Source organism: Brevibacterium pigmentatum (genome assembly GCF_011617465.1).
GTDB lineage: Bacteria > Actinomycetota > Actinomycetes > Actinomycetales > Brevibacteriaceae > Brevibacterium > Brevibacterium pigmentatum.
In genome coordinates, this window is sequence record NZ_CP050153.1 from 3,277,363 (window position 1) to 3,297,614 (window position 20,252).

The 20,252-nt window shown below is 64.2% G+C and carries 16 protein-coding genes and 1 pseudogene; 1 reads left to right on the forward strand and 16 read right to left on the reverse strand.

Annotated elements, in window-relative coordinates:
- Positions 1-269: 269 nt before the first annotated feature.
- The 5 genes and pseudogenes from GUY30_RS14905 to GUY30_RS14925 all read right to left on the reverse strand — a co-directional run bounded on the left by GUY30_RS14905 (position 270) and on the right by GUY30_RS14925 (position 7,174).
- Positions 270-1,262: a C40 family peptidase gene (locus GUY30_RS14905; RefSeq protein ID WP_228281409.1), complete on the reverse strand. Its 993-nt coding sequence runs from the start codon at positions 1,260-1,262 to the stop codon at positions 270-272.
- 324 nt (positions 1,263-1,586) lie between these two features.
- Positions 1,587-2,717: an LLM class flavin-dependent oxidoreductase gene (locus GUY30_RS14910; RefSeq protein WP_167199230.1), complete on the reverse strand. Its 1,131-nt coding sequence runs from the start codon at positions 2,715-2,717 to the stop codon at positions 1,587-1,589.
- A 67-nt stretch (positions 2,718-2,784) separates the two neighbouring features.
- Positions 2,785-3,976: pseudogene (locus GUY30_RS14915) on the reverse strand (IS3 family transposase).
- Positions 3,977-4,138: 162 nt separating this feature from the next.
- Positions 4,139-6,334 (reverse strand): DUF222 domain-containing protein, encoded by a 2,196-nt coding sequence (locus tag GUY30_RS17970; protein ID WP_228281411.1) that lies wholly within the window; start codon positions 6,332-6,334, stop codon positions 4,139-4,141.
- 231 nt (positions 6,335-6,565) lie between these two features.
- Positions 6,566-7,174 (reverse strand): helix-turn-helix domain-containing protein, encoded by a 609-nt coding sequence (locus GUY30_RS14925; RefSeq protein ID WP_167199233.1) that lies wholly within the window; start codon positions 7,172-7,174, stop codon positions 6,566-6,568.
- Positions 7,175-7,368: 194 nt separating this feature from the next.
- Between GUY30_RS14925 and GUY30_RS14930 the strand changes: the two genes are divergently transcribed.
- The gene (locus GUY30_RS14930) at positions 7,369-8,397 is read left to right on the forward strand and encodes an NAD(P)/FAD-dependent oxidoreductase (protein ID WP_167199236.1); all 1,029 of its coding nucleotides are present in this window, start codon (positions 7,369-7,371) and stop codon (positions 8,395-8,397) included.
- Between the two features lie 75 nt (positions 8,398-8,472).
- On the opposite strand, the gene GUY30_RS14935 is transcribed toward GUY30_RS14930, so the two are convergent.
- The 11 genes from GUY30_RS14935 to GUY30_RS14985 all read right to left on the reverse strand — a co-directional run bounded on the left by GUY30_RS14935 (position 8,473) and on the right by GUY30_RS14985 (position 20,181).
- Positions 8,473-8,868: a universal stress protein gene (locus GUY30_RS14935; protein WP_167199239.1), complete on the reverse strand. Its 396-nt coding sequence runs from the start codon at positions 8,866-8,868 to the stop codon at positions 8,473-8,475.
- Positions 8,869-9,008: 140 nt separating this feature from the next.
- A complete protein-coding gene (locus GUY30_RS14940; RefSeq protein WP_407645285.1) occupies positions 9,009-10,478 on the reverse strand; it encodes an APC family permease in 1,470 nt (489 codons plus the stop codon).
- Positions 10,479-10,547: 69 nt separating this feature from the next.
- On the reverse strand, positions 10,548-11,249 hold the full coding sequence (locus tag GUY30_RS14945; RefSeq protein ID WP_167199242.1) for a type 1 glutamine amidotransferase: 702 nt from the start codon (positions 11,247-11,249) through the stop codon (positions 10,548-10,550).
- The gene (locus GUY30_RS14950; protein ID WP_228281415.1) at positions 11,246-12,550 is read right to left on the reverse strand and encodes a dipeptidase; all 1,305 of its coding nucleotides are present in this window, start codon (positions 12,548-12,550) and stop codon (positions 11,246-11,248) included. Before GUY30_RS14950 ends, GUY30_RS14945 begins: the two co-directional genes overlap by 4 nt.
- 85 nt (positions 12,551-12,635) lie before the next feature.
- Positions 12,636-13,793 (reverse strand): DUF819 family protein, encoded by a 1,158-nt coding sequence (locus GUY30_RS14955; protein WP_167201105.1) that lies wholly within the window; start codon positions 13,791-13,793, stop codon positions 12,636-12,638.
- A gap of 211 nt (positions 13,794-14,004) precedes the next feature.
- Positions 14,005-14,313 (reverse strand): DUF3870 domain-containing protein, encoded by a 309-nt coding sequence (locus GUY30_RS14960; protein WP_035321156.1) that lies wholly within the window; start codon positions 14,311-14,313, stop codon positions 14,005-14,007.
- 121 nt (positions 14,314-14,434) lie between these two features.
- A complete protein-coding gene (locus tag GUY30_RS14965) occupies positions 14,435-15,235 on the reverse strand; it encodes a serine hydrolase (protein ID WP_228281417.1) in 801 nt (266 codons plus the stop codon).
- A 93-nt stretch (positions 15,236-15,328) separates the two neighbouring features.
- A complete protein-coding gene (locus GUY30_RS14970) occupies positions 15,329-16,462 on the reverse strand; it encodes a S66 peptidase family protein (protein WP_167199248.1) in 1,134 nt (377 codons plus the stop codon).
- Positions 16,455-18,110 carry an ATP-binding cassette domain-containing protein gene (locus GUY30_RS14975; RefSeq protein WP_167199251.1) on the reverse strand — a complete coding sequence of 552 codons (1,656 nt, stop codon included), beginning with the start codon at positions 18,108-18,110 and terminating at the stop codon, positions 16,455-16,457. The genes GUY30_RS14970 and GUY30_RS14975 overlap by 8 nt, the downstream gene beginning before the upstream one ends.
- Positions 18,110-19,093 carry an ABC transporter permease gene (locus GUY30_RS14980; protein ID WP_228281419.1) on the reverse strand — a complete coding sequence of 328 codons (984 nt, stop codon included), beginning with the start codon at positions 19,091-19,093 and terminating at the stop codon, positions 18,110-18,112. Before GUY30_RS14980 ends, GUY30_RS14975 begins: the two co-directional genes overlap by 1 nt.
- Positions 19,093-20,181, reverse strand: coding sequence for an ABC transporter permease (locus GUY30_RS14985; RefSeq protein ID WP_228281420.1), 1,089 nt, complete (start codon positions 20,179-20,181; stop codon positions 19,093-19,095). The genes GUY30_RS14980 and GUY30_RS14985 overlap by 1 nt, the downstream gene beginning before the upstream one ends.
- Between the last annotated feature and the right edge of the window lie 71 nt (positions 20,182-20,252).

Consider the following 20,252-nt stretch of genomic DNA (forward strand, 5'->3'; position numbering starts at 1 on the left):
GGCGCGCCTCGGCGATAACATTCTGAAACCACTGATGGCCGGGCCCTCATCGGGGCACCGGCCATCAGTGTGTCGGCTGGTCGCTGTTTCGATCTGGTCGGACTGGTCAGGTGCCCGACTCGGTCAGAATCAATCCAGAATCGGGACGTTCCGACTCAGCCCAGTCAGCACAGGTCAGAGGATCCGGCGGGCTCCGGAGAATTCGTTTCCTGTGTCCCACTTCTTCCAGTCGGTGACGTAGACGTCCTTCGACGCGTTCGGCGAGTGGATCATCTTGCCGTCGCCGACGTACATGCCGAGACGTGGTGGACAGTTCCCGAGCTGGTTGAGAAGAACAGCAGGTCACCGGGCTTGAGGTTCGACGAGGAGACTGCCTTGGCCTTCGCCTGTTCGCCCGAGTCACGGGGCAGGTCGATGCCGTGGGCTTTGAAGATCGAGTAGGTGAATCCGGAGCAGTCGAATCCGTAGGCAGAGACTCCGGCCCACAGGTAGCGCAGGCCTTCGAACTGCTTCGCGGTCTTCACGAGGTCTTTGCCGCTGGGCTTCTCGGGTTTGTCGCCGACATCGTAGACATCCACATCTTCGATGCCGATCCAGGCGGCTCCGCCACCGGGGAGTGCCACACGGACATCGTCGACGTCCTGCGCGATGAGGGGCAGGTCGACGTTGAAGCTCACATCGGCACCGGTGTCCTTGGTGAATTCGATGCCTTCGAGTTCGCTCTTGGGCTTCGTGACCACGGCGCGGGGCTGGTCTTCGCGGAGCTTTCCGAAGCGGTCGTTCTCAACAAGCTGCTTCTTGGGCAGCCAGCCCGGGTAGCCCTTTTCGTCCTTCGGGGTCTTCTGGTCGGTCACGGCGACCTTGGCCCAGCTGCCCTTGATGTCGAGGACGGAGACTTCCGAACCGTAGGTTGCCTGGGTCTCGGCCTTGCCGGTGAGTCCGCGGCGCACATCGGTGGGCTCGAGGTTCTCGTTCCACTTCTCGAGGTCGACGGGGTGCTGGAGCGCAGGCTTATCGACCTTGCGCGGTGCCTTCGGGTCAGTCCACAGCGTCGCTACCGTGACATCGACGTAGGCGGTCTCGCCCTTTTCGATCTTGCCGTCGGTGATTCGTTCGAGTTCTTGGCCGGGAACGACATCAGCTGAGATGCCGGACGTTTTTGCGGCGTCGGTCGAGGACAGATTGCTCGACAGTGCAGGAGCACCGGCGCCGAAAACCAGTCCGACCCCAAGTGCTGCCGAAACAGCAATTTTGGTACGCATTATTTCTCTTTCGGTCTGCGGGCCGCAGGCCCGCGCGGGGGAAGTCTCCGAAGGTGCGCGAGCGCATTCGGCGTACAGTTTTCGATTCCTACCCGGCCCTTCCGAATGGAGTGACCACGCTGGAAACGAGGTTCTGCACGGTGTCGATTCTACTGGCTGTCACTCGACTGTCAGCATTCATGACACTGTGACAGGGTAACGCGGATTGGTCGTGGATTGAAGCCCACTTGCTCGAATCGATGCTGAGCTGAGACTTCGATTCGGTGCCGACAGCCGTCCTCAAAGGTTGGCCGGAACCGATAAGAACCGAAATTCCACCCTGTGTCAGACGTCGGCCCCTGCGCCGGTCGCGCCGGAAGCAGCGGTGGCGGAAGCAGCGGTAGCGCCGAGGAACTCGGCGGCAAGCAGCTCGATCGTCTGGATCCGGCCCGGGTCTTTTCGTACGTCTTCACCTTCCATGGCGCCGGCAATCGGCTGGATCATGATCTCGTCGACGTCGAACCTCTCTGCCAGCTCTTCGAGCTGCGCGGCAGCGGATTTCGGGTCACCGATGATCCAATTGCTGGTGAGCTCTTCACCGACCATACGCTCTTGGTCGGTCATCACCGATCGGACGTCGTCGCCGGCCAAGCGCAGCTTCTCCATCGGCCCACCGGTGCGCATTCGGGACATCTGCAGCATGAAGGGCTCCGAGCGCAGCTGTGCCTCTTCCTCGGTGGGTGCCACGACAAGGTTGGCCGTGACGAACGTCTTGGGTTCGTCTCCATAGGCACCCGGAGTGAAGTTGTCTCGGTAGATCTTCATCCCGGTAGTGGCACCGGATGCGAAGTGGTTGGCAAAGACATAGGGCATGCCGAGTTCAGCCGCCAGCCGCGCAGAGTATCCGGATGAGCCGAGCAGCCAAGGCAACGGCTGCGTTCCCGGAGCCGCCGCGGGCGTCGCTTTGAGCACGTGCTCGCGCCCACCATGGAGCGGAACCCGCAGACCTTCGGGCTGCATGAGGCTGAGAGTGTCGATCACGTGTTGAGGGAACTGTTCGACAGGATCGATTGCGCGTCCTTCGCGGTCGACCATGCGCCCCTCACCGAGGTGGCCCCGCATTGCCGCCGAGGTGATCGGATCCGTCCCCGGCGCGCGCCCGATTCCCAGATCGATGCGGTCGCCGTAGACCGCAGACAGGAGGGCGAAGAGTTCGGCGACGGCCAGCGGGGCGTGGTTGGGAAGCATGACGCCCCCGGAACCGAGGCGGATCTGCTGAGTTCCCTGACCGAGGTGCATGAGCTCCGGCCCTGGCATCGTCGATGCGATCGAGGGCATATTGTGGTGCTCGGCCACCCAGTAGCGGGTGAATTCGAGCTTGTCAGCCGTGTCGATGATCTGCTTCGAGGCGGCGAAGGAGTCTGCTGTTGTCTGCCCTGTGCGCACAGGGACCAGGTCAAGGATCGAAAGCTTCATACCGAGGCAACAGCGTGCGCAAACGGAACATTCGGGACTGGTGCAGAGAGAGGTGACAATCGGGGTGTCACGCTGCGACTGCAGGTGACTCAATAATTGTTTCGTACTCAACAGGTGTCAAACGACCCAACCGAGCTTGCCGCCGACGTCGGTGATACGTCCGCTCAATCCACGTCACGATCGCGAGCCTCAACTGCTCTCGGCTCGCCCACCGGCGACGGTCGAGGACATTCCTCTGCAACAGAGCGAAGAAGCTCTCCATAGCCGCATTATCGCCAGCCGCGCCGACGCGGCCCATTGACCCGACGATGCCGTGGCGGGCCAATGCGCGGGTGAATTTCTTCGACCGGAATTGGCTGCCGCGATCGCTATGGACCACGCATCCGGCCACGTCACCACCGCGACGGGCCACAGCCATCTCGAGGGCATCAACGGCCAAGCGCGCCTTCATTCGGGCCCCGATGGAGTAGCCGACGATCCGCGAGGAGTAGATATCCTTGATCGCGCACATGTACAGCTTGCCCTCATCGGTGCGATGCTCAGTGATATCGGTTAGCCACAGCTGATTCGGTCCATCGGCCCGGAACTCGTGGCGGGTGCGCCCATCGGCGTCGGTAACGACACACAAGTCGTCGTGAACAGGTGGGCCGGGCTTCTTCCCATTCTTGGCCCGGGCCTTGCCGAAGACCGAGAACCAGGCGTTATCCGAGCACAGCCGCCATGCGGTGCGTACCGCCATGGGCTCGCCGGCGATCTCAGCTTCGTCGGCAAGATACCGGTACCCGAACTCGGGGTCGTCTCGGTGGGCGTCGAAGAGGGCGTTGGCCCGATACGCCTCATTCACCTCGGCTTCGGGGACAGGGGCCGCCAGCCATCGGTAGTAGGGCTGGCGGGAGAGCTTGAGAACCCGGCACGACACCGCCACGGGGATCCCGTCGCGGCGAGCTCTCTCACGAGCGGGTAGAGCCTTTTGACGGCAGATTCGCCTGCGACAGGTAGGCGGCAGCCCTGCGCAGGACCTCGTTCTCCTGTTCGAGCAGACGGGTTCGACGTCGCAGCTCGCGCAGCTCGGCGGACTCGTCCGTGGTGTTTCCGGGCTTGTTGCCGGCATCGATGTCTGCTTGGCGGAGCCATTTCGCGATGGTGCCTTCGTGGACGCCGAAGTCCTTGGCGATCTGGGCGATCGTGGTCTTCTCGTCGCGGTTCAAGGCGACGCGGACGACGTCGTCGCGGAACTCTTTCGGATAGGGCTGTGGCATGGTGTCAATCCTTCCAGGCTTGCCTGTGAACAAGCCAGATCAGATGTCCCCAAACCCTGCATCAGTCCCTTCCGTACTGCTCGTGTGAGGCACACTGTCCGTCGCAATGAAGCTCAGCTGCGGCGGCCGCCGGTCGGCTGGCCGCCCACAGGCCGCAGGCGATCAGCCGAAGAGGGTCTCTCCGATCTCACGTGCGATGAACCGTGCGTGCAGCACCGGTTCCTGCGCCGGATCGATGGTCGCCGGCGGTACCCAGGCGGGGCGCCCGTCGATGAGCATCCTGCAGTCCCAATCGGTGTAGTCAAGCAGGTGGTGATGAGCTGAGCAGGCCAAGGTGAGATTGTTGACGTCGGTCTTGCCGTTTTCCGCCCACGGGACGATATGGTGCGCTTCGCACCATCCGGGAGGAGTGTCGCATCCCGGGAACGTGCATCCCTGGTCACGACTGGCAAGAATCGCCAGCTGCTTCTCGGTGGCCAACCGTCGCTCTGTCGCCAGTGCCATCGATTTCGCCCTCTCCCCCATGAGGTGGAAGAAGACCGAACCATTGAGTCCTTCCAGAGCAGCGGAGTCGATCGGGAACGGTGCTTCTGCCCCGGTGATGGCTTTGCCGGTCTGGTTCGCCAGGTCTTCGGCCTCAGCAGTGACGACCAGCGCGTAGGCTGCTCCAGCCTTGATGCGGTTCATCTCGATGCTGCCGATGACGCTGGAGAAGCGCTCATAGATGCGACGGCGGACACTCGGCTGTTCAGCGGCCATAGCCACCAGGGTGCCATCCTGTTTCACACCGGCTCCGGGTGGGATCCTTCCATCCGCACCGACCTGCGGCGGGGTGAAGTCGAGCGAGGGGTCGAAACAGTCGGACCGGTCGCCACGCAGAACCTCGCGGAAGGTGTCCACGACTTCTTTGTCACGGTCACCCTCGCCGACTGCCGCATTCGCGCAGCTGTCCTCTTCCAACTGAGAATCGGTTTTGATTCGTGAGGTCAGCAGTCCGTTGAGGATTCCCCCGGTCTCCTCGTCCAGGCATCCCTTGAGGGTCCAGGTGCCGTCTTTCATCTGGCGAAGGTTCACGTTGAAGTTGTCCCGGTCACCTGCTTCCTTGGGCTCTTGACCGTCGGGATCGATCCAACCGAGGATCTCCTCGAACAGCTTGTGGATATCGCAGACACGGACGGTCGGAGCCTTTTCGACGAGCAGGCGCTCGGCCTCGATCTTGTCATCTTCCGACACTTTCGGCGGCAGACTGATCAGGCATTTGGAAATGGTCGACGCTTGATTCGACGACAGAGTTCCTTCACGTAGGGCGGCAGCGAGGATGGGGAATTTCGCTTCGATCGACTCTCCACTGATGCTGGTTCGCTTTCCCAGGAACTCAGCGAGCTGAGTCCTGCGGTAGGCCTCCTGACCCGACACGTTGAGTCGGTGCTGGACGAGCGCCTTCGTCGTCTTCGCTCCATAGTCGCGGGGCGTTCCGACTCGGTCGAATACCGAGAGCGTCACGATCGAGAGGGATTCGTTGAGACGGTTCAGGGTCTCAAGACCGTCGAGGAGTGTCACGGCGTCATCCGGCCCCATGGGGCGAGTGAAGTCGTCGAGCTCATTGAGCAGATGCTTCAGACTCTCGATGCTGCCGGTGACCTCCGGGGCCACGTGCTTGAGGTCCGACCAACGGTATTCGTCGAGCAGCGGATGGGCGTCGGATTCCGAGTCGACGCTTTCGGCCAGAGCCTTGTGCCGTTCAGCGCGTTCCGCCTCGGCGATTCGTTCAGCTTCTTCTTTCGCCTTCTTCCTCGCTTCGTATTCCTCTACGCGCGCATTCCACTCCGCTCTTTCGCGCTCGAGCGCTTCGTCCTCTTCGCGGGCCTGCGGGTTGTTCCGAAGGACTTCTTCGTGCTCGGCGGCGCGCTGGGCTTCTCGCTCTTCGCGCTTGGATTTCATCCACGCGCTTTGGCGTTCTTCGATCTCTTTGATGCACGCCTGAACTTCTTCTGCGGTCTCCGGCATGGTGGTTCTGCTTGTCCAGCGTCCGCCGCCGTCGGGAGGTTCGACGTGTTCGTCGCGGGTTTCGTTCTCACCCGCCTCCTCATCGGCCAGATTGTCGACGATCCCGTCGAATCTGTCGGCGAGGGGGTGGCCACTGAGGTCAAGTCCCGCCTCGGCGAGCAGCTCCCGATAGGTGGGCTCGGAGGATTCGCCGTCGGCAGATGCGGCAGACGGAGCAGCTGATGTCGCACCGGTCGTCGGGAAGTCGGTCGGCGGGGAACCTGGAGGGGATGGTGTCGGTGGTGCGGGTGAGGTCTTTCCTGCCTCGGAACAGTTGTGCTCGTTGTGCCTTCGGTCGGGGATGAGAGCCATATTCTCTGTGTCCGTTCATCATCGTTGATGGGTTCGGCTTAGCTCTATTCTAATTCATGATTAGAACAGACACCATAGTTTTGTACGATTTATTTGAGATACTTCCCCGGACTTACGATATATTTCTATTTACTGTGGTCGAACGGCGTTTTCACGATTCCCGAACGACAGGCCGGTCGATGGACGCTACAATACGGCTCGGCACTGACTCGAGAGTGGCGCCGACCCCTCTCAGCTCTTCATATGAACGCGCTGCCCCTCGGGGCCGAAGAGACTGAGATATTCGACGCCATCATCGTCGGCCCCACCGAACCAGTGCGGAGTTCGCGTATCGAACTCGGCGGCCTCACCAGCGTTGAGGATCATCGTCCGATCACCGAGGATGAGGGTGAGTCGACCGCGGATCACATACACCCATTCGAATCCGGGGTGAGTCTTCAGCGCACCGAGCTTCGGCGTCTGCCGACCGTCGACGATGTGCTTGAACGCCTGCACTCCGATCGCTCCGCGACTGAGAGGCAAGACGGTCTGGTCATGGAACTTCCGCGGCGAGATATGGATACGCGGATCACCGATCGGCGGAGTCCCCACCAGCTCATCCAGCGGGAGTCCATAGACCCCGGCGAGCGGCAGCAACAGCTCCAAGCTCGGCTTCCGCTTCCCGGATTCCAGGCGCGAGAGCGTACTCGTCGACATTCCAGCCAGCTCCGCCACCTCATCGAGAGTGCGATTCTGCTCCTGCCGCAGCCCCCGCAGTCGAGCTCCGACGCCGGCCAACGACTGCCTGATGGCCTCCTGCGCCTCGACCGGCGCGGAACTGCCTGCGAAACTGTCCGACATTCGGCCCGCAGCTTCAGTTCCCCGCGCGCCTGCCGAGCTGCGAGTCGCCCGTTCGCCTGGTTCCTTTGACTCTTCCATGCCTTCAGGATGACAGATTTTGCTGTTTCAGCAAATATGTTTGCGCATTCACATTCCCGAAGAGCACACTCGAAACAGCACCGCATCCCGGCTACCCGCCACCACCCAGGAGAATCATGACCACCCCGACCACGCCCAAGAACTCACAAGCGTCCGCCCCCGGCTCGGGTGCCGAATCCGCGCAGAACGCCTTCGATGTCGCCGTCATCGGCGGTGGCGCAGGGGGACTCGCCGCCTCGATCGCCTTAGCCCGATCGCTGCGTTCCGTTGTCGTCATCGACGCGGGCCAGCTCCGCAACTCTTCAAGCGCACACGCGCACAACGTCCTCGGCCACGAAGGCATCAAACCGCAGGATCTCGTGGCGAAAGGCCGCGCCGAGGCCGAAGAATACGGCGTCACCTTCATCGACGCGACGGTTCGACAAGCTCACTCGATCGAACCGGAGCCCAACCCCGCCGAGGAGGCTCAGCGGCATCGATTCGAACTGACCACCTCGGCGGGGGCCGAGATCAGGGCCCGCCGGATCATCATCGCCACGGGGCTGAGCGACGAACTTCCGGACATCCCCGGCCTGTCCGAAGGGTGGGGCGACACCGTCCTGCACTGCCCCTACTGCCACGGGTACGAAGTGCGCGGACAACGCATCGGGGTCATCGGCACGACACCCATGTCATACCACCAGGCGATGCTGTTCTCCCAACTCAGCGACCGGGTCAGCTTCATCAGCCACAACGCTCCGGCTCCCGATTCCGAGCAGCAGGCCATGCTCGATACGCTCGGAATCGAGTACATCGACTCCACCGTCAGCGAGGTGGACCGCACCGAGTCCGGAGCCGTCGTTTCGCTGGCGGCAGGCGAATCGGCGGAAGGAGCGAACACGCTCACCTTCGATGCGCTCACTGTCGGCGCGTATGGGCGAGCGAATGCCGAACTGTTCACTCAGCTCGGCGGCGAGGTCGTCGCTCACCCGAGCGGGATGGGGACCTACATCCCCACGCAGATGGCCGGGCAGACCGAAGTGCCCGGTGTCTGGGCGGTCGGCAACAGCGCTGATGTGTCGGCGATGGTCGTCGCCAGCACCGCCAGCGGCGTGATGGCCGGAGCGCACGTCAATGCCGACCTCGTCATGGAACGGCTCCGCTGAGGCAAGCACAATGCAGGCGTCACGCATTCGCGCCGTGGCCCGTTTCCACAGGCCACGTCCGCAGCTGTCACGGTCTCAGTGCGTGGCTTTGACGCACAGCACCGGGGCTTCGGCGTCGAGGATGACCTTCTGGATGGTCGACCCGAGCAGGAACTTCCCGACCGGGGTGCGTTTCCGGGTTCCGAGCACGATCAACTCGGCTCCCACCTCGGTGGCGGTGTCGAGGATCTGTTCGGCCGGATCGTATTCGCTGCCCAATGTGAGCACACGAAACTCGACATCCGACCTGGTCAGGTAGTCGTTGACCGACTTGAGCTCACCCTCGCCGAGGCGGTAGGAATCGCTGCGCTGAGCCGAGCGTGAGGCATTGACGACGACGAGTTCCTTGCCGTCCTTCTTCGCCTGCGCGATGCCGGCGTCGAGAGCAGCATGTCCGGCGGGATTGTTGACGTAACCGACGAGTACTGTCATTTTTCACCTTCGTTGGATTGAGCTGTTTGGATCCGAGTGCGCAGGTCGGGAACCCACCGTCCCAGCATATCGAGCGATACGGACATAAGTCGGCGGGCGGCCCCAGCGAGGGACCGCACCACCTCGGCGAGGGGATGGGCTCACGTCAGCTCTTCGGGATTGCGGAACCGGGTGCTCGTGCCCTTCGTCGAACGGTTCCAGAACCAGGTGATGGCCCACAGGACGACGCCGATTCCGACGAGCGCCGCGGCGATCTGATACTGGATCAGCTCGTCGAGGCGGGCCCACGGACCGACGAGGAACACGCAGGTGATGACGCCGATCCACGGCAGAACAGTCGGTGCCTTGAAGTGATCGGCATTGCCGGACTTGTCCTTGCGCAGGATGAGCACGGCGACGTTGACGACGGCGAACACCGCCAGGAGCAGCAGTGACGTGGTGCCGCCCAGGGAAGCCGTGACGGATTCCGGGAGAACAGTCGATACGACGAAGATGAGCCCGAAGGCGATCAGCGTCGTGAAGATGATCGACACCCACGGCGAACGGCGGCCGGCCAGGACCTTCGCGAACACGGGCGGGAGCACATTCTGCTTGGCCATTCCGTAGAGCAGACGGCTGGCCATGAGCATGTTGATCAGCGCCGAGTTCGCGACCGCGAACATCGTCATGAACGGGAAGATCGTATCGATCGGCAGTCCCGGGGCACCTTCGCGGACGACCTCGAGCAGCGGAGTCTCACTCTCCGTGAGCACGCCGATGGGCACGGCTGCGACGGTGACGAGGGAGACGAGGACGTAGATGATGCCGGTGATCGTCAGGCCCGAGAGCATGATCTTCGGGAACACCCGCGGGTCCTTCGTCTCCTCGACCATGTTGACCGAATCCTCGAATCCGACCATCGAGAAGAAGGCGAGCGCCGTGGCACCGGTGACCGCGAGGAAGACGCTCTTGTCGCCTTCGGTCTCGAAGATCATCACGCGCGAGAAGTCGGCGTCGCCCGAACCGAGCGCGAAGAATCCGACGACGATGACCAGCAGCAGACCGCTCAGTTCGATGAGGGTGAGGACGACGTTGAACCACACGCTCTCGCCGACTCCGCGGAGGTTGATGAGCGCGATGAGGGTGAGGAACGCCAGCGCGATCCACATCACTCCTGTGGCGGATATGTCCCAGCCGAAGCCGGCCACGAGGTTCGCGGCGAAGACGTTCGATGCCGTCGACGCCGAGGTGATTCCGGAGCTGAGCACGGCGAAGGCGACGAGGAACGTCACGAAGTGGATCCCGAACGCCTTGTGCGTATACAGCGCGGCACCCGCGGCCTGCGGGTACTTCGTCACGAGCTCCATATAGGAGAACGCGGTGATCAGCGCGATGAGGAAGGCGAGGATCACCGGTGCCCAACCGGCACCGCCGACCTGCCCGGCCACCTTGCCGGTCAGAGCATAGACGCCTGTTCCGAGGATGTCACCGACGATGAACAGCAGCAGCAGCTTCGGCCCCATGACCCGCTTGAGGGTCTCGGGCTGGTGTCCGTCACCGGGGTCGATTGTCGTCGTGGGTTCTCTGTCGCTCACGATTCCTCCGTGTCCAATGCGGCGGCTGTGCCGCATACTTGGCAACCCTGACTGTGGTCAGAGCCTCGCCTAGTATGCCTCAGATACGAGCCTGGCACACAAGCTTCAGTTCCGAACCACTGCCAGAAACGCCGAGAACAGGGCCTTCGAGTCACTTTCGCTCTCCGGCCCGAGCTCCGTCGCTTCTTCCAACAGGGTATCTTTATCGAACCCCAATGTCTGCAGTTTCTCCGCGTCCCAGCGCTCGATGTTCGCCCGTGTCGACTCCGGATGGAACTGCGTCCCCCACGCCCGCCCAACTCGGAACGCTTGGAATTCGCAGGCCTCGCTCGTGGCCAGCAGCGTCGCCTCCTCGGGGAGGGCGACGATCCGGTCGACGTGGCTTTCGACGAACGCCGTCCGCGGCCGGATCGCCGAGAACACGGGGTCCGCGGCCGCCTCGGCGGTGGTGTCGATCCGCGTGTATCCCTTCTCCGGCGCCCCGGTCTGAGCACGCACATCACCTCCGACGACGTGGGCGATGAGCTGCCCGCCGAGGCAGATCCCGAACTGCGGCAGATCAGTCTCCAAGCCGCGGCGGACGAGTTCGGCCTCATCGGCCAACCACGGAGCACGATCCGTCTCATCGGGCATGTACCCGCCGCCCAGCATGACGAGCCCGTCATAGGCATCGAGCTCGGCAGGGCTCGGCAGCGGCGAGACTCCACCGATGCGCAGATCGAACTCGACGTTCTCGCTGATCATCCACCGTGTCAGCAGCCCCGGCTGAGACTCGATGTCATTGACGATGACGAGCAGCCGGGTCATGATTCCACCCCCGCCGAGGCAGCCGAGCCGTTGGCGGCTGAAGCGGCGTTAGCGGCTGAAGCGGTGTTGGCGGCGACGCCGCCCTCCCCCGCCGAGGCAGCCGAGCCGTTGGCGGCTGAAGCGGTGTTAGCGGCTGAAGCGGTGTTGGCGGCGACGCCGCCCTCCCCCGCCGAGGCGGCCCGGCCGTTGTCCGCGGAAGTAACGTTGGCAGCGGACGGTGCCTCGTCCGCGGAGCCGAGGAACGCCGCGTACGCGTCCTCATGTGCGTCGAGGACGCGCATCGCATTGTCGAAGCCGATCTTGCGCAGGTCGGTCTGCGACCAGCCGCGCGAGGCGAGCTCGGCGAACAGGTTCGGATACTGACCGGCGTCGCCGAGTCCGGTCGGCAGCTCGTCGACTCCGCAGATGTCGCCACCGAGGCCGATGTGGTCGATGCCGATCCGCTCGCGTACGTAATCGCAGTGGTCGGCGACCTGGGCCACGGTCACCTCGGGGGCGGTTCCCTGCTCTCCGGCGTCGACCCATTCGCGGCGGGCGTTCGAGACGAACGAGGGAACGAAGGTCATCATCGCCACTCCCCCGTTGCCGGGCACGCGGTCGAGGACGTCGTCCGGGATATTGCGCGGGTGCGGGTTGAGCCCGTACGCGCAGGAATGGGTGAAGAGCACGGGCAGTCTGCTCTGGTCCAGCGACTGGTGCATGACCGACGGCGCGACGTGGGAGAGGTCGAGGATCATGCCGATCCGGTTCATCTCCGCCACGACTTCACGGCCGAAGGCGCTCAAGCCCCCGTGGACCGGTTCGTCGGTAGCCGAGTCGGCCCAGGAATGGGTGGTCGACCAGGTCAGCGTCATATAGCGAGCACCTGCGCGGGCGTAGGACCGCAGCACCGCCAGGGACTCGTCGATCTGCTGACCGCCTTCGACCCCCATGAGGGAGGCGACCTTGCCGGCGGTGCGCGCGGCTCGAACGTCGGCGGCGGTGCGGGCGAAGGCGAGGCGTTCGGGGTAGGCGGTGACGAAGCGCCGGACGGCGTCGATCTGCTCCCACGTGGCCTTGATCGCGTCGGCGCCGGTGATCGAGGAGTGGACGTAGACAGACCAGTACTGTGCCGCCACGTGACCGGCCGCCAGCTGGTCCATCGTGGTGAACGGGGAGACGCTCGGGTCGTTGAGCCCCTCCACGCTGTAGTCGCGTTCCTCGCGCAGATACCAGGCGAGGTCGTTGTGTCCGTCGAAGACGTCGACGGCTTCGGGTGCGGATGCTGTGTCAGGTGCAGCTGCTGTGTCGGGTGCGGTCATGGTCGGGTCCTTCCGGTCGGGCGGATTCGGTCAGGGCTGGAGCAGTGCGGTCGGCCGCCTCGGCGAGGTTGGGGTGGTCCGTTCATCATGCCAGCCCGGACAGGATCTGGGCCGACCAGAGGCCGAGGAACGTGCCGAGGAACGTGCCCATCAGCGCGAACAGCACACCGACGGGGACGAGCTGCCGGTTGAAGGCACCCGCGACGACCGGCGCCGAGGCGATTCCGCCGATGTTCGCGGTGCTGGCCACGGCGATGCTGAAGAGCTCGGTGCGGGTGAGCTTCGCGTAGGTGAGCATGATGGCGATATGGACGACCAGGACGATGATGCCCGCGACCAGGTAGAGCGGCGCTTCGGCCAGGGAGGTGAAGTCCGAGCCGGAGGCGATGATGCCGATGATGAGGTAGAGCAGGATCGTCGCCAGCTCGTTGGATCCGGCGGTCTTGCCGAACCGGGTCGCTCCGATGGCGAGGCCGAGGATGCTGACGATGAGGATCGTCCACGCTGTGCCGTCGATGACCGCTCCGACCTCGGGCAGCAGTTCGCCGAGGCGGATCGCCAGGGCGGAGGCCAGAAGCGCGAACCCGATGAGCCCGAAGATCGACGACAGCGTCATCGACTTCTCCTCCTCGGCGGAGACGCGGTCGGTGAAGTCGAGCTTCGACATATCGGCTTTCGTCCACTTGTCGAACTTGTCGGACACGGTAACGGAGGAGAAGATGAGCAGCAGCCAGAAGGAGTAGAGCACCGTGTCGACGATGAGGACATAGCCGAACACATTCTTCGGTGCTTGGAGGACCTCCTGCACCGCGACCATGTTCGCCGAACCGCCCGTCCACGAGGCATTGAGCGCACCAAGGGCCTTCCACGCTTCGGGGTCGAGGCTGGAATTCAGGATGAGGTAGCTGATGATAAAGCCGACGATGATGCTCGCCGCGGTCACGGCGAAGGTGAGCAGCAGCTTCGGTCCGAGCTTGATGATCTGCCGGACATCGCACTTGAACAGCATGAGCAGGATCATCGCGGGCAGCAGCACCTCGCGCAGGGTGTCGCCTACGGCCGTGATGTCCCCGCCCTCGTGGTCGAAGACTCCGATGGTGTTGAGCAGCGCGGCCACGATGTAGAGGATGACGAAGCCGGGCACATACTTGAAGAGTTTGAAACGCCCGCTCCGGTTCGCAACGACGAGCGCTGCGGAGATCGCCAGAAGCAGGCTGATGAATAGATAACCGTCCGTGATCACTAACGACACTTCCTCATTGAATTCGGCCATCCCGACAGGGGCATTGCGGGAGACGCAGCAGTTGGCGCCGTTGCCGGCGCCACTGGCAGTGCAACCGATGGCAGTGCCGACAGCGGCACCGAGGATGCCCTCCGGGATGGAGCAATGTGCAGTTGTCGATCGGATCCGGTCCGGTGAGGGCCCGGGCAATCGGGATGGTCGGACGTGCTGCTTAAGCGGCAACCTCGCGGTACTTCTTCGCGGCGTTGTTCACTGCCGTGATCAGCGCCTTCTGCGAGGAACCGTGGTAGCGGCGCTGGATGCGCTCGATCAGTCGACCAGGGTCCGTGATGTCGGCATCGACGAACAGGCTCCGAATGAAGTTCCGGGTCAGAGCCAACGTCGCCGTGCAGTCCACATCGAGGATTCGGTGGGTATCCGGCGCGATCTCGAAAGCCACGTAGAACAGACCGAACTGGCTGGTGATCGGGTTGTTCGACGGAGCCTTCGCTTCGCCTGTGAGGTAGATCGTGTCGGACATCGCCCACCAGACTACCCGACAGTTCTCCGCGGCGGTTCGCGGTCGACGGCCGCCGGGACCATCATGGTCACGCGCAGCAGGGGCACGCTCAGCAGGGTCACGCTTGCCACCGAAGTCACGCTCAGAGGAACCGGTGTATCGCGTCGCCGGCCTCGCGCATGACCGGCATGACGTCGACGACGCGGTCAGTGCCCGGCTCCCAGTTCGCGAACACCGCATAGGCGACGCGACGCGTAGGCGTCATCACGATCCCAGCATCGGCCCTGATCGTCCCATTGGTGCCGGTCTTGTTCCACACCCACACGTCGCGCTGATAGTTGTAATGCGCGAGCGGATCGAGGTCGAACGCCGAGACGACCATCGAGGTGTCCGCGCCGGCGCCCAACCAGCGCCGGAAGACCTCGTTCGTCGACTCGTCCCAGAACTCGTCCTTGGCATGCCGTGCCATGAAGTCACTGAGCTCGGCGGCGGTCCCCGTCGACAGGGTGCGCGGCGCTTTGGCCGGACGCGGCCAGCGCAGAAAGTCGTGCAGACCCGAGTTCCGGTACCCGAGCTTCTCCACCTGATCCGCAACATTCTCAAGCCCGACCCGGCGGATGAGCACGTTCGTGGCGAAGTTGTCGCTGAACGCCCCGATGAGCAGTGCGACGTCGAAGATGCTCAGATCGTCCTGCTCCATGAGGTACCAGATCCCGGACTCGTCGACTCGCTCCGACGGCCGCCGATGCAGGCGCTCCTCCAGGTCAAGAGTGCCGTCTCCGTACATCTGCAGGGCCGTGTGGAGCAGGAAGACCTTGCCCATGCTGGCGGTGTCGAGTTCATCGTTCTCATTGTGGGCGAACACCCGTTCCCCACTGTCGACGTCGAAGGCCAGAGCGCTGAAGCGCACTCCGGGCAGTCCATCGAAATTCAATTCGCTCATCATCGTGCTCCTATCAGTCTCGTTTCGTTCATGTCCGCCCACCCGCGATTCGCCCGCCCATCAGATGTGGGCATCTGCACGTGGTCGGCTCCGTCATGTCCGCGCACCCGCTTGATCCACCCACAGCCGCGGTCGCTCCCCGGGTTCCGCCTCGAGCGTGACGTCGACGCCGAGTGGGGCACTCGGCGCATCGGGATCGTGGCCGAAGCCCATCTCCGACACGATCGGTATTCCCAGACCGCCGAGGTAGTCGATCATCAGCGCCTCCAGCTCGTGGACGGGCGCGCAGTCCTGCCAGGACCCCAGCACCACCGCATCCGCCGAGGTGAACCACCCACCGCGGACCAGCTGCACCATGAGATTGTCGAGCCGGTACAGCTCCTCGTCGACGTCCTCGAGCATGAGAATGCTCGGACCGCGCCGCTCGCGTCGTTCCCGCACATCGATGAGCTCGGGACTGCCCATCCCAGCGGCGACGAGACTGAGATTTCCCCCGCCGAGGCGGCCCTGCGCCGTCCCCGGAACGAGAGTCTGAGCCCGGCTGAGCGGGCGAGCCGCAGCGGTCTCCTCCGCTGTACCGTCTTGGGTGGTAGAAATGGTCTCGCCGTCGCCGATTTTCTGTGACCATGTCGACCACTTAAGCGACGTTTCGGTCGCAGATGCGCCCGCAGGCTCCTCGGCGGGGAAGCCGAGTTCGCGGCCGCCCCAGGGACGGAACAGCCATGAGGCCACCTCGTCCGGGACGACCGTCGAGTTCTTGAACGGGTCGTTGCCGACCATCGGGCAGAACAGAGTCGCCACGCCGAGGTGGTGCTCCCATGCCTGGTGGAGTGCTGTGATGTCCGAAGACCCGGTGAGCAGTTTGGGACGGCCGTCCCTGCGCAGCATGTGCTCGCGCATGTGCTCGAAGTCGATGCCGTCGAGCAGTCGCATGGCTCCGAAGCCTCCGCGCAGCGCGATGACCGCGTCGGTGTCCGGATCGCACCAGGCGTCGACGAGATCGGAGCGGCGCTCGGCGTCCGTGCCGGCCAGGTACTTCACCCGCGGATGGCGGCCGCGGACGTTGTCACCCGGCACGACGTTGAGTCCCCAGGATTCGAGCTGGGCGATCGCGCGCTGCAGCGACTCCTCATCGGTCGGCCCCGACGGCGCGATCAGCCGGACGGTGTCGCCGGCCGCCAAAGGGGCCGTATCGAGATATGGGCTCAATGCCTCCGACTCACTCATTCCTCACCAGACTCTGACTTCCCAGTCGCGGAACCGCGGCGAGCAGCTCCTGCGTGTATTCGTGCTGCGGATCGGACAGCACCCTGTCGACCTCACCGTATTCGACGATCTCGCCTCTTCTCATCACGGCCACCGTATCCGCGATGTTCCACGCCAGTCCGAGGTCGTGGGTGATGATGAGCGCACTCATTCCGAGGTTCTTCTTCAGCGCGAGGAACAGCGACAGGATCTCTCCGCGCACGGACGCGTCCAAGGACGCCACGGGCTCATCGGCGATGAGCACCTGCGGGTCGAGAGCCAGTGCGCCGGCGATGACGACGCGCTGCCGCTGTCCGCCGGAGAGTTCCTGCGGAATCGATTCGAGGTAGTCCTCGGCCGGGGTCAGCTCGGCGGCTTCGAGCGCACCGACGACCCGCTCGTACTCGCGGTCCTTGATCCCCTGCACTTTCAGGCCTTCGACCACGGCTTCGTACACGCTGCGCTTCGGATTGAGCGACCCGGCCGGATCCTGCAGAATCATCTGCACTTGCCGCCGGAACGTCCGCAGCTCCTTCGCCTTCCGCGGCAGCGGCTTACCGGCGAACGACAGCTGCGAACCCGGTTCCGCCTCCTGCAGACCGAGCAGCGACCGCGCCAGAGTCGTCTTCCCCGATCCGGACTGGCCGACGACGGCGAGGATCTCCGCCTTCCTCAGCTGCAGATCCACCCGGCGCACCGCGCGTTCGCGGCCCCGCCGGGTATCGAAGGAGACACTGAGGTCCTTCGCCTCGAGCACCACCTCATCCGTCATGGTGAATGGTTCGGCCAGGACCACCTCGGCGGGTTTGAGCGTTCTTGGATTCAGCCGGGATGCGGGGTCCCCGATCTGCGGAAACGCATTGGCGAGCTGCTTCGTGTAGTCCTCCTGTGGGCACAGGCACACCGTGTCGCTGGGACCGTATTCGACGAGGCGGCCGTGGCGCATGATCGCGAGGTCCGCGCAGACGACCGAGAGCACGGCGAGGTCGTGGCTGATCATCAGCAGGGAGATCCCGCGTTCGGCGACGAGGCGGGCCAGGCCGATGAGGATCTGCTTCTGCACGATGACGTCGAGGGCAGTCGTCGGCTCGTCGGCGATGATGATGTCGGGCTCGCAGGCGAGCGCCATGGCGATCATGATCCGCTGTTTCTGCCCGCCGGAGAGCTCGTGCGGATACGCACTCGACTTCGCCACTTCGAGGTTGACCTCGGAGAGGAGTTCGAACATCCGGTCGCGGCGCTTCTGCGGAGTCGTCCACGTGTCCTTCGAGTGGTGCTCGAGGGCTTCGATGATCTGACTCCCGACCTCGCGGACGGGGTTGAGCGAGTGCAGGGCACCTTGGAAGACGATCGAGGCCTGCGCCCATCGGACCGCACGGATCTGGCCGAAGTTCAGCTCCCGGATGTCCTGACCGCCGAGGAGCACCCGACCGTCGAGGCGAGCCGACTTCGGCAGCAGGCGCAGAGCCGACATGATCAGGGTCGACTTCCCCGAGCCGGACTCCCCCGCGATGCCTAGGGTGGCACCGGCGGGCAGGTCGAGGCTGACGTCGTTGACGGCGACGACGTCGCCGCGGTCGGAGGAGGATCGGTAGGTGATCGAGACGTTCTCGAACTGCAGATCGGTCATCAGCGGCTCCTCAGCGCGGGGTTGATGATGGCCTCGAATGCGCGCCCGACCATTGTGAACGCGAGCACGACCAGCAGAATCGCGATGCCCGGGGTGAGCACGTACCACCAGTAGCCGGAGGTCGCCGCGGACACGTCCATCGAGTTCTTCAGGATCGTGCCCCACGATTCCTTGGACGTATCGCCGAGGCCGAGGAACGACAGCGTCGATTCGGCGATGATCGCGCTGCCGACGGTCAGGGTCGTGTTCGCGAGCACGAGCGGCATCACCGCCGGCAGCAGGTGACGGAACAGGATATGGGAATGTCCGGCACCGAGGATGCGCGCCCTTTCGATGTAGAGCCGGGATTCGACGCTCAACGTCTGCGACCGCACGATCCGTGCGGTCGACGCCCATGAGGTCAGTCCGATGGCGACGACGATCGTGAAGACTCCGCGCTCCAACACGGAGGACAGGACGATCGCGAGCAGCAGGGAGGGCAGGACGATGAAGAAGTCGACGATGCGCAGGATGATTCCGCCGAACAGTCCCGTGAAGTGACCGGCGGCCAGGCCCATGATGGTGCCGATGACCATCGACATGACGGTCGCGGCGACACCGACGAGGATCGACACGCGCGCTCCCCAGAGGATGCGCACCCAGAGCTCCCGGCCCAGGTCGTCGGTGCCCAAGGGGTGGTCGAGGCTCGGCGGGGCGTAGCGGGGAACGTCGAGCTGCTTCGTGACATCGAGCATCGAGGCCGGGGCGATGAGCGGAGCGGCGATTGCGATGATGATGAAGAAGAGGAGCACGACGGCACCGATGAGTGCGGGGACGTCGGAGCGGAAGAGCGCCCAGTTCTTCTTCGCATTCTTCAGCCGGCGCTCGCGCACGAGCATGGCGCCGTCGACGGCGGGGGTCGATCCCCGTGTTCCCGATCCACGCGGTTCCGGTTCGTTCGATGAGGGGCCCGGGGCCGCCTCGGCGGGGGTGTTCGCGCTCATCAGGCCCTCCTGACGCGGGGATCGAGGAATCGGTAGACGATGTCGGCGGCGAGGTTCATCACGATGATGATCGCCGAGAACACCACGAAGGTGCCCTGCAGCAGCGGCAGGTCGGGGCCGCGGATGGCTTCGAAGGTGAGTTTGCCCAGTCCCGGCCACGAGAACACGGCTTCGACGGTGACCGCGCCTGCGATGAGTCCGCCGAGGTGGAGGAAGACGACGGTGACGGTCGGCAGCAGCGCGTTGGGTACGGCGTGACGGCGGCGGACCTCATCCTCGGTGAGTCCCTTCGCACGCGCGGTCGTGAGGTAGTCCTCGCTCATCTCCTCGAGCAGTGAGGCGCGCATGATCATGAGGAACTGCGCATAGACGACGGCGACGAGCGAGATGACGGGGAGAATGAGGTGCTTGATGACGTCGATGATCCCGGCCGGTGACCACGGGTCGAGGCCGGGGGTGATCATGCCGCCGGTGGGCAGCCATTGGAGGGTGCCGCCGAAGATCATGAGCAGGATGAGTCCGAGCCAGAACGTCGGTACGGACCAGAAGATCAGCGACGTCGAGGACGCGATCTTGTCGAACAGGGAATTGCGCCGCCAGGCCGAGATCTGTCCGAGCCACAGGCCTAAGACGATTGCGATGACGGCCGCGGTGGCGGTGAGCAGCAGGGTGGGGCCGAGGTATTCGCCGATGAGCGAGGACACCGATTTCCGGTACACGTAGGACTCGCCGAGGTCGCCGGTGACGATGCCGACGAGGTAGTCCCAGAACTGGACGATGACGGGTTTGTCGAGTCCGTATTGGCTGCGCAGTTCGGCGATCTGCGCCGGGGACATCGGTCGTTCCTTCGCGATCTTGAGCACGGGGTCGCCGGGCAGCATGCGGAAAGCGAAGAAGCCGAGCACGATGACGAGGACCATCGAGGTCGCGGCACCGCCGAGTTTGCGCAGGAAGTAGCGGGTGAACGATCCGCCGGCCGGTGGTTCGTCCATATCGACGGTGGCGGGGTTCGTGGGGTCCGGGTTCGCCGTGCCCGTTCCTCGGTCAGGGCGATCCCCGGAATGGGGATCGTGGGTGGGTGTGCTCAATGTGGTGCTCCAGGTGGTGGGGACTGGCCCGTGAGTCCGGGTGCCGCAGCTGGTGCGGGCGGTGCCGGCAG

Bases quoted from the DNA above. Each gene is read 5' to 3' on its own strand.
- GUY30_RS14975 (WP_167199251.1), bottom strand. From the start codon at position 18,110: ATGACCGATCTGCAGTTCGAGAACGTCTCGATCACCTACCGATCCTCC.
- GUY30_RS14945 (WP_167199242.1), bottom strand. From the start codon at position 11,249: ATGACCCGGCTGCTCGTCATCGTCAATGACATCGAGTCTCAGCCGGGG.
- GUY30_RS14910 (WP_167199230.1), bottom strand. From the start codon at position 2,717: ATGAAGCTTTCGATCCTTGACCTGGTCCCTGTGCGCACAGGGCAGACA.
- GUY30_RS14930 (WP_167199236.1), top strand. From the start codon at position 7,369: ATGACCACCCCGACCACGCCCAAGAACTCACAAGCGTCCGCCCCCGGC.
- GUY30_RS14925 (WP_167199233.1), bottom strand. From the start codon at position 7,174: ATGTCGGACAGTTTCGCAGGCAGTTCCGCGCCGGTCGAGGCGCAGGAG.
- GUY30_RS14940 (WP_407645285.1), bottom strand. From the start codon at position 10,478: ATGCGGCACAGCCGCCGCATTGGACACGGAGGAATCGTGAGCGACAGA.
- GUY30_RS14970 (WP_167199248.1), bottom strand. From the start codon at position 16,462: ATGAGTGAGTCGGAGGCATTGAGCCCATATCTCGATACGGCCCCTTTG.
- GUY30_RS14960 (WP_035321156.1), bottom strand. From the start codon at position 14,313: ATGTCCGACACGATCTACCTCACAGGCGAAGCGAAGGCTCCGTCGAAC.
- GUY30_RS14950 (WP_228281415.1), bottom strand. From the start codon at position 12,550: ATGACCGCACCCGACACAGCAGCTGCACCTGACACAGCATCCGCACCC.
- GUY30_RS17970 (WP_228281411.1), bottom strand. From the start codon at position 6,334: ATGGCTCTCATCCCCGACCGAAGGCACAACGAGCACAACTGTTCCGAG.
- GUY30_RS14935 (WP_167199239.1), bottom strand. From the start codon at position 8,868: ATGACAGTACTCGTCGGTTACGTCAACAATCCCGCCGGACATGCTGCT.
- GUY30_RS14965 (WP_228281417.1), bottom strand. From the start codon at position 15,235: ATGAGCGAATTGAATTTCGATGGACTGCCCGGAGTGCGCTTCAGCGCT.
- GUY30_RS14905 (WP_228281409.1), bottom strand. From the start codon at position 1,262: ATGCGTACCAAAATTGCTGTTTCGGCAGCACTTGGGGTCGGACTGGTT.
- GUY30_RS14980 (WP_228281419.1), bottom strand. From the start codon at position 19,093: ATGAGCGCGAACACCCCCGCCGAGGCGGCCCCGGGCCCCTCATCGAAC.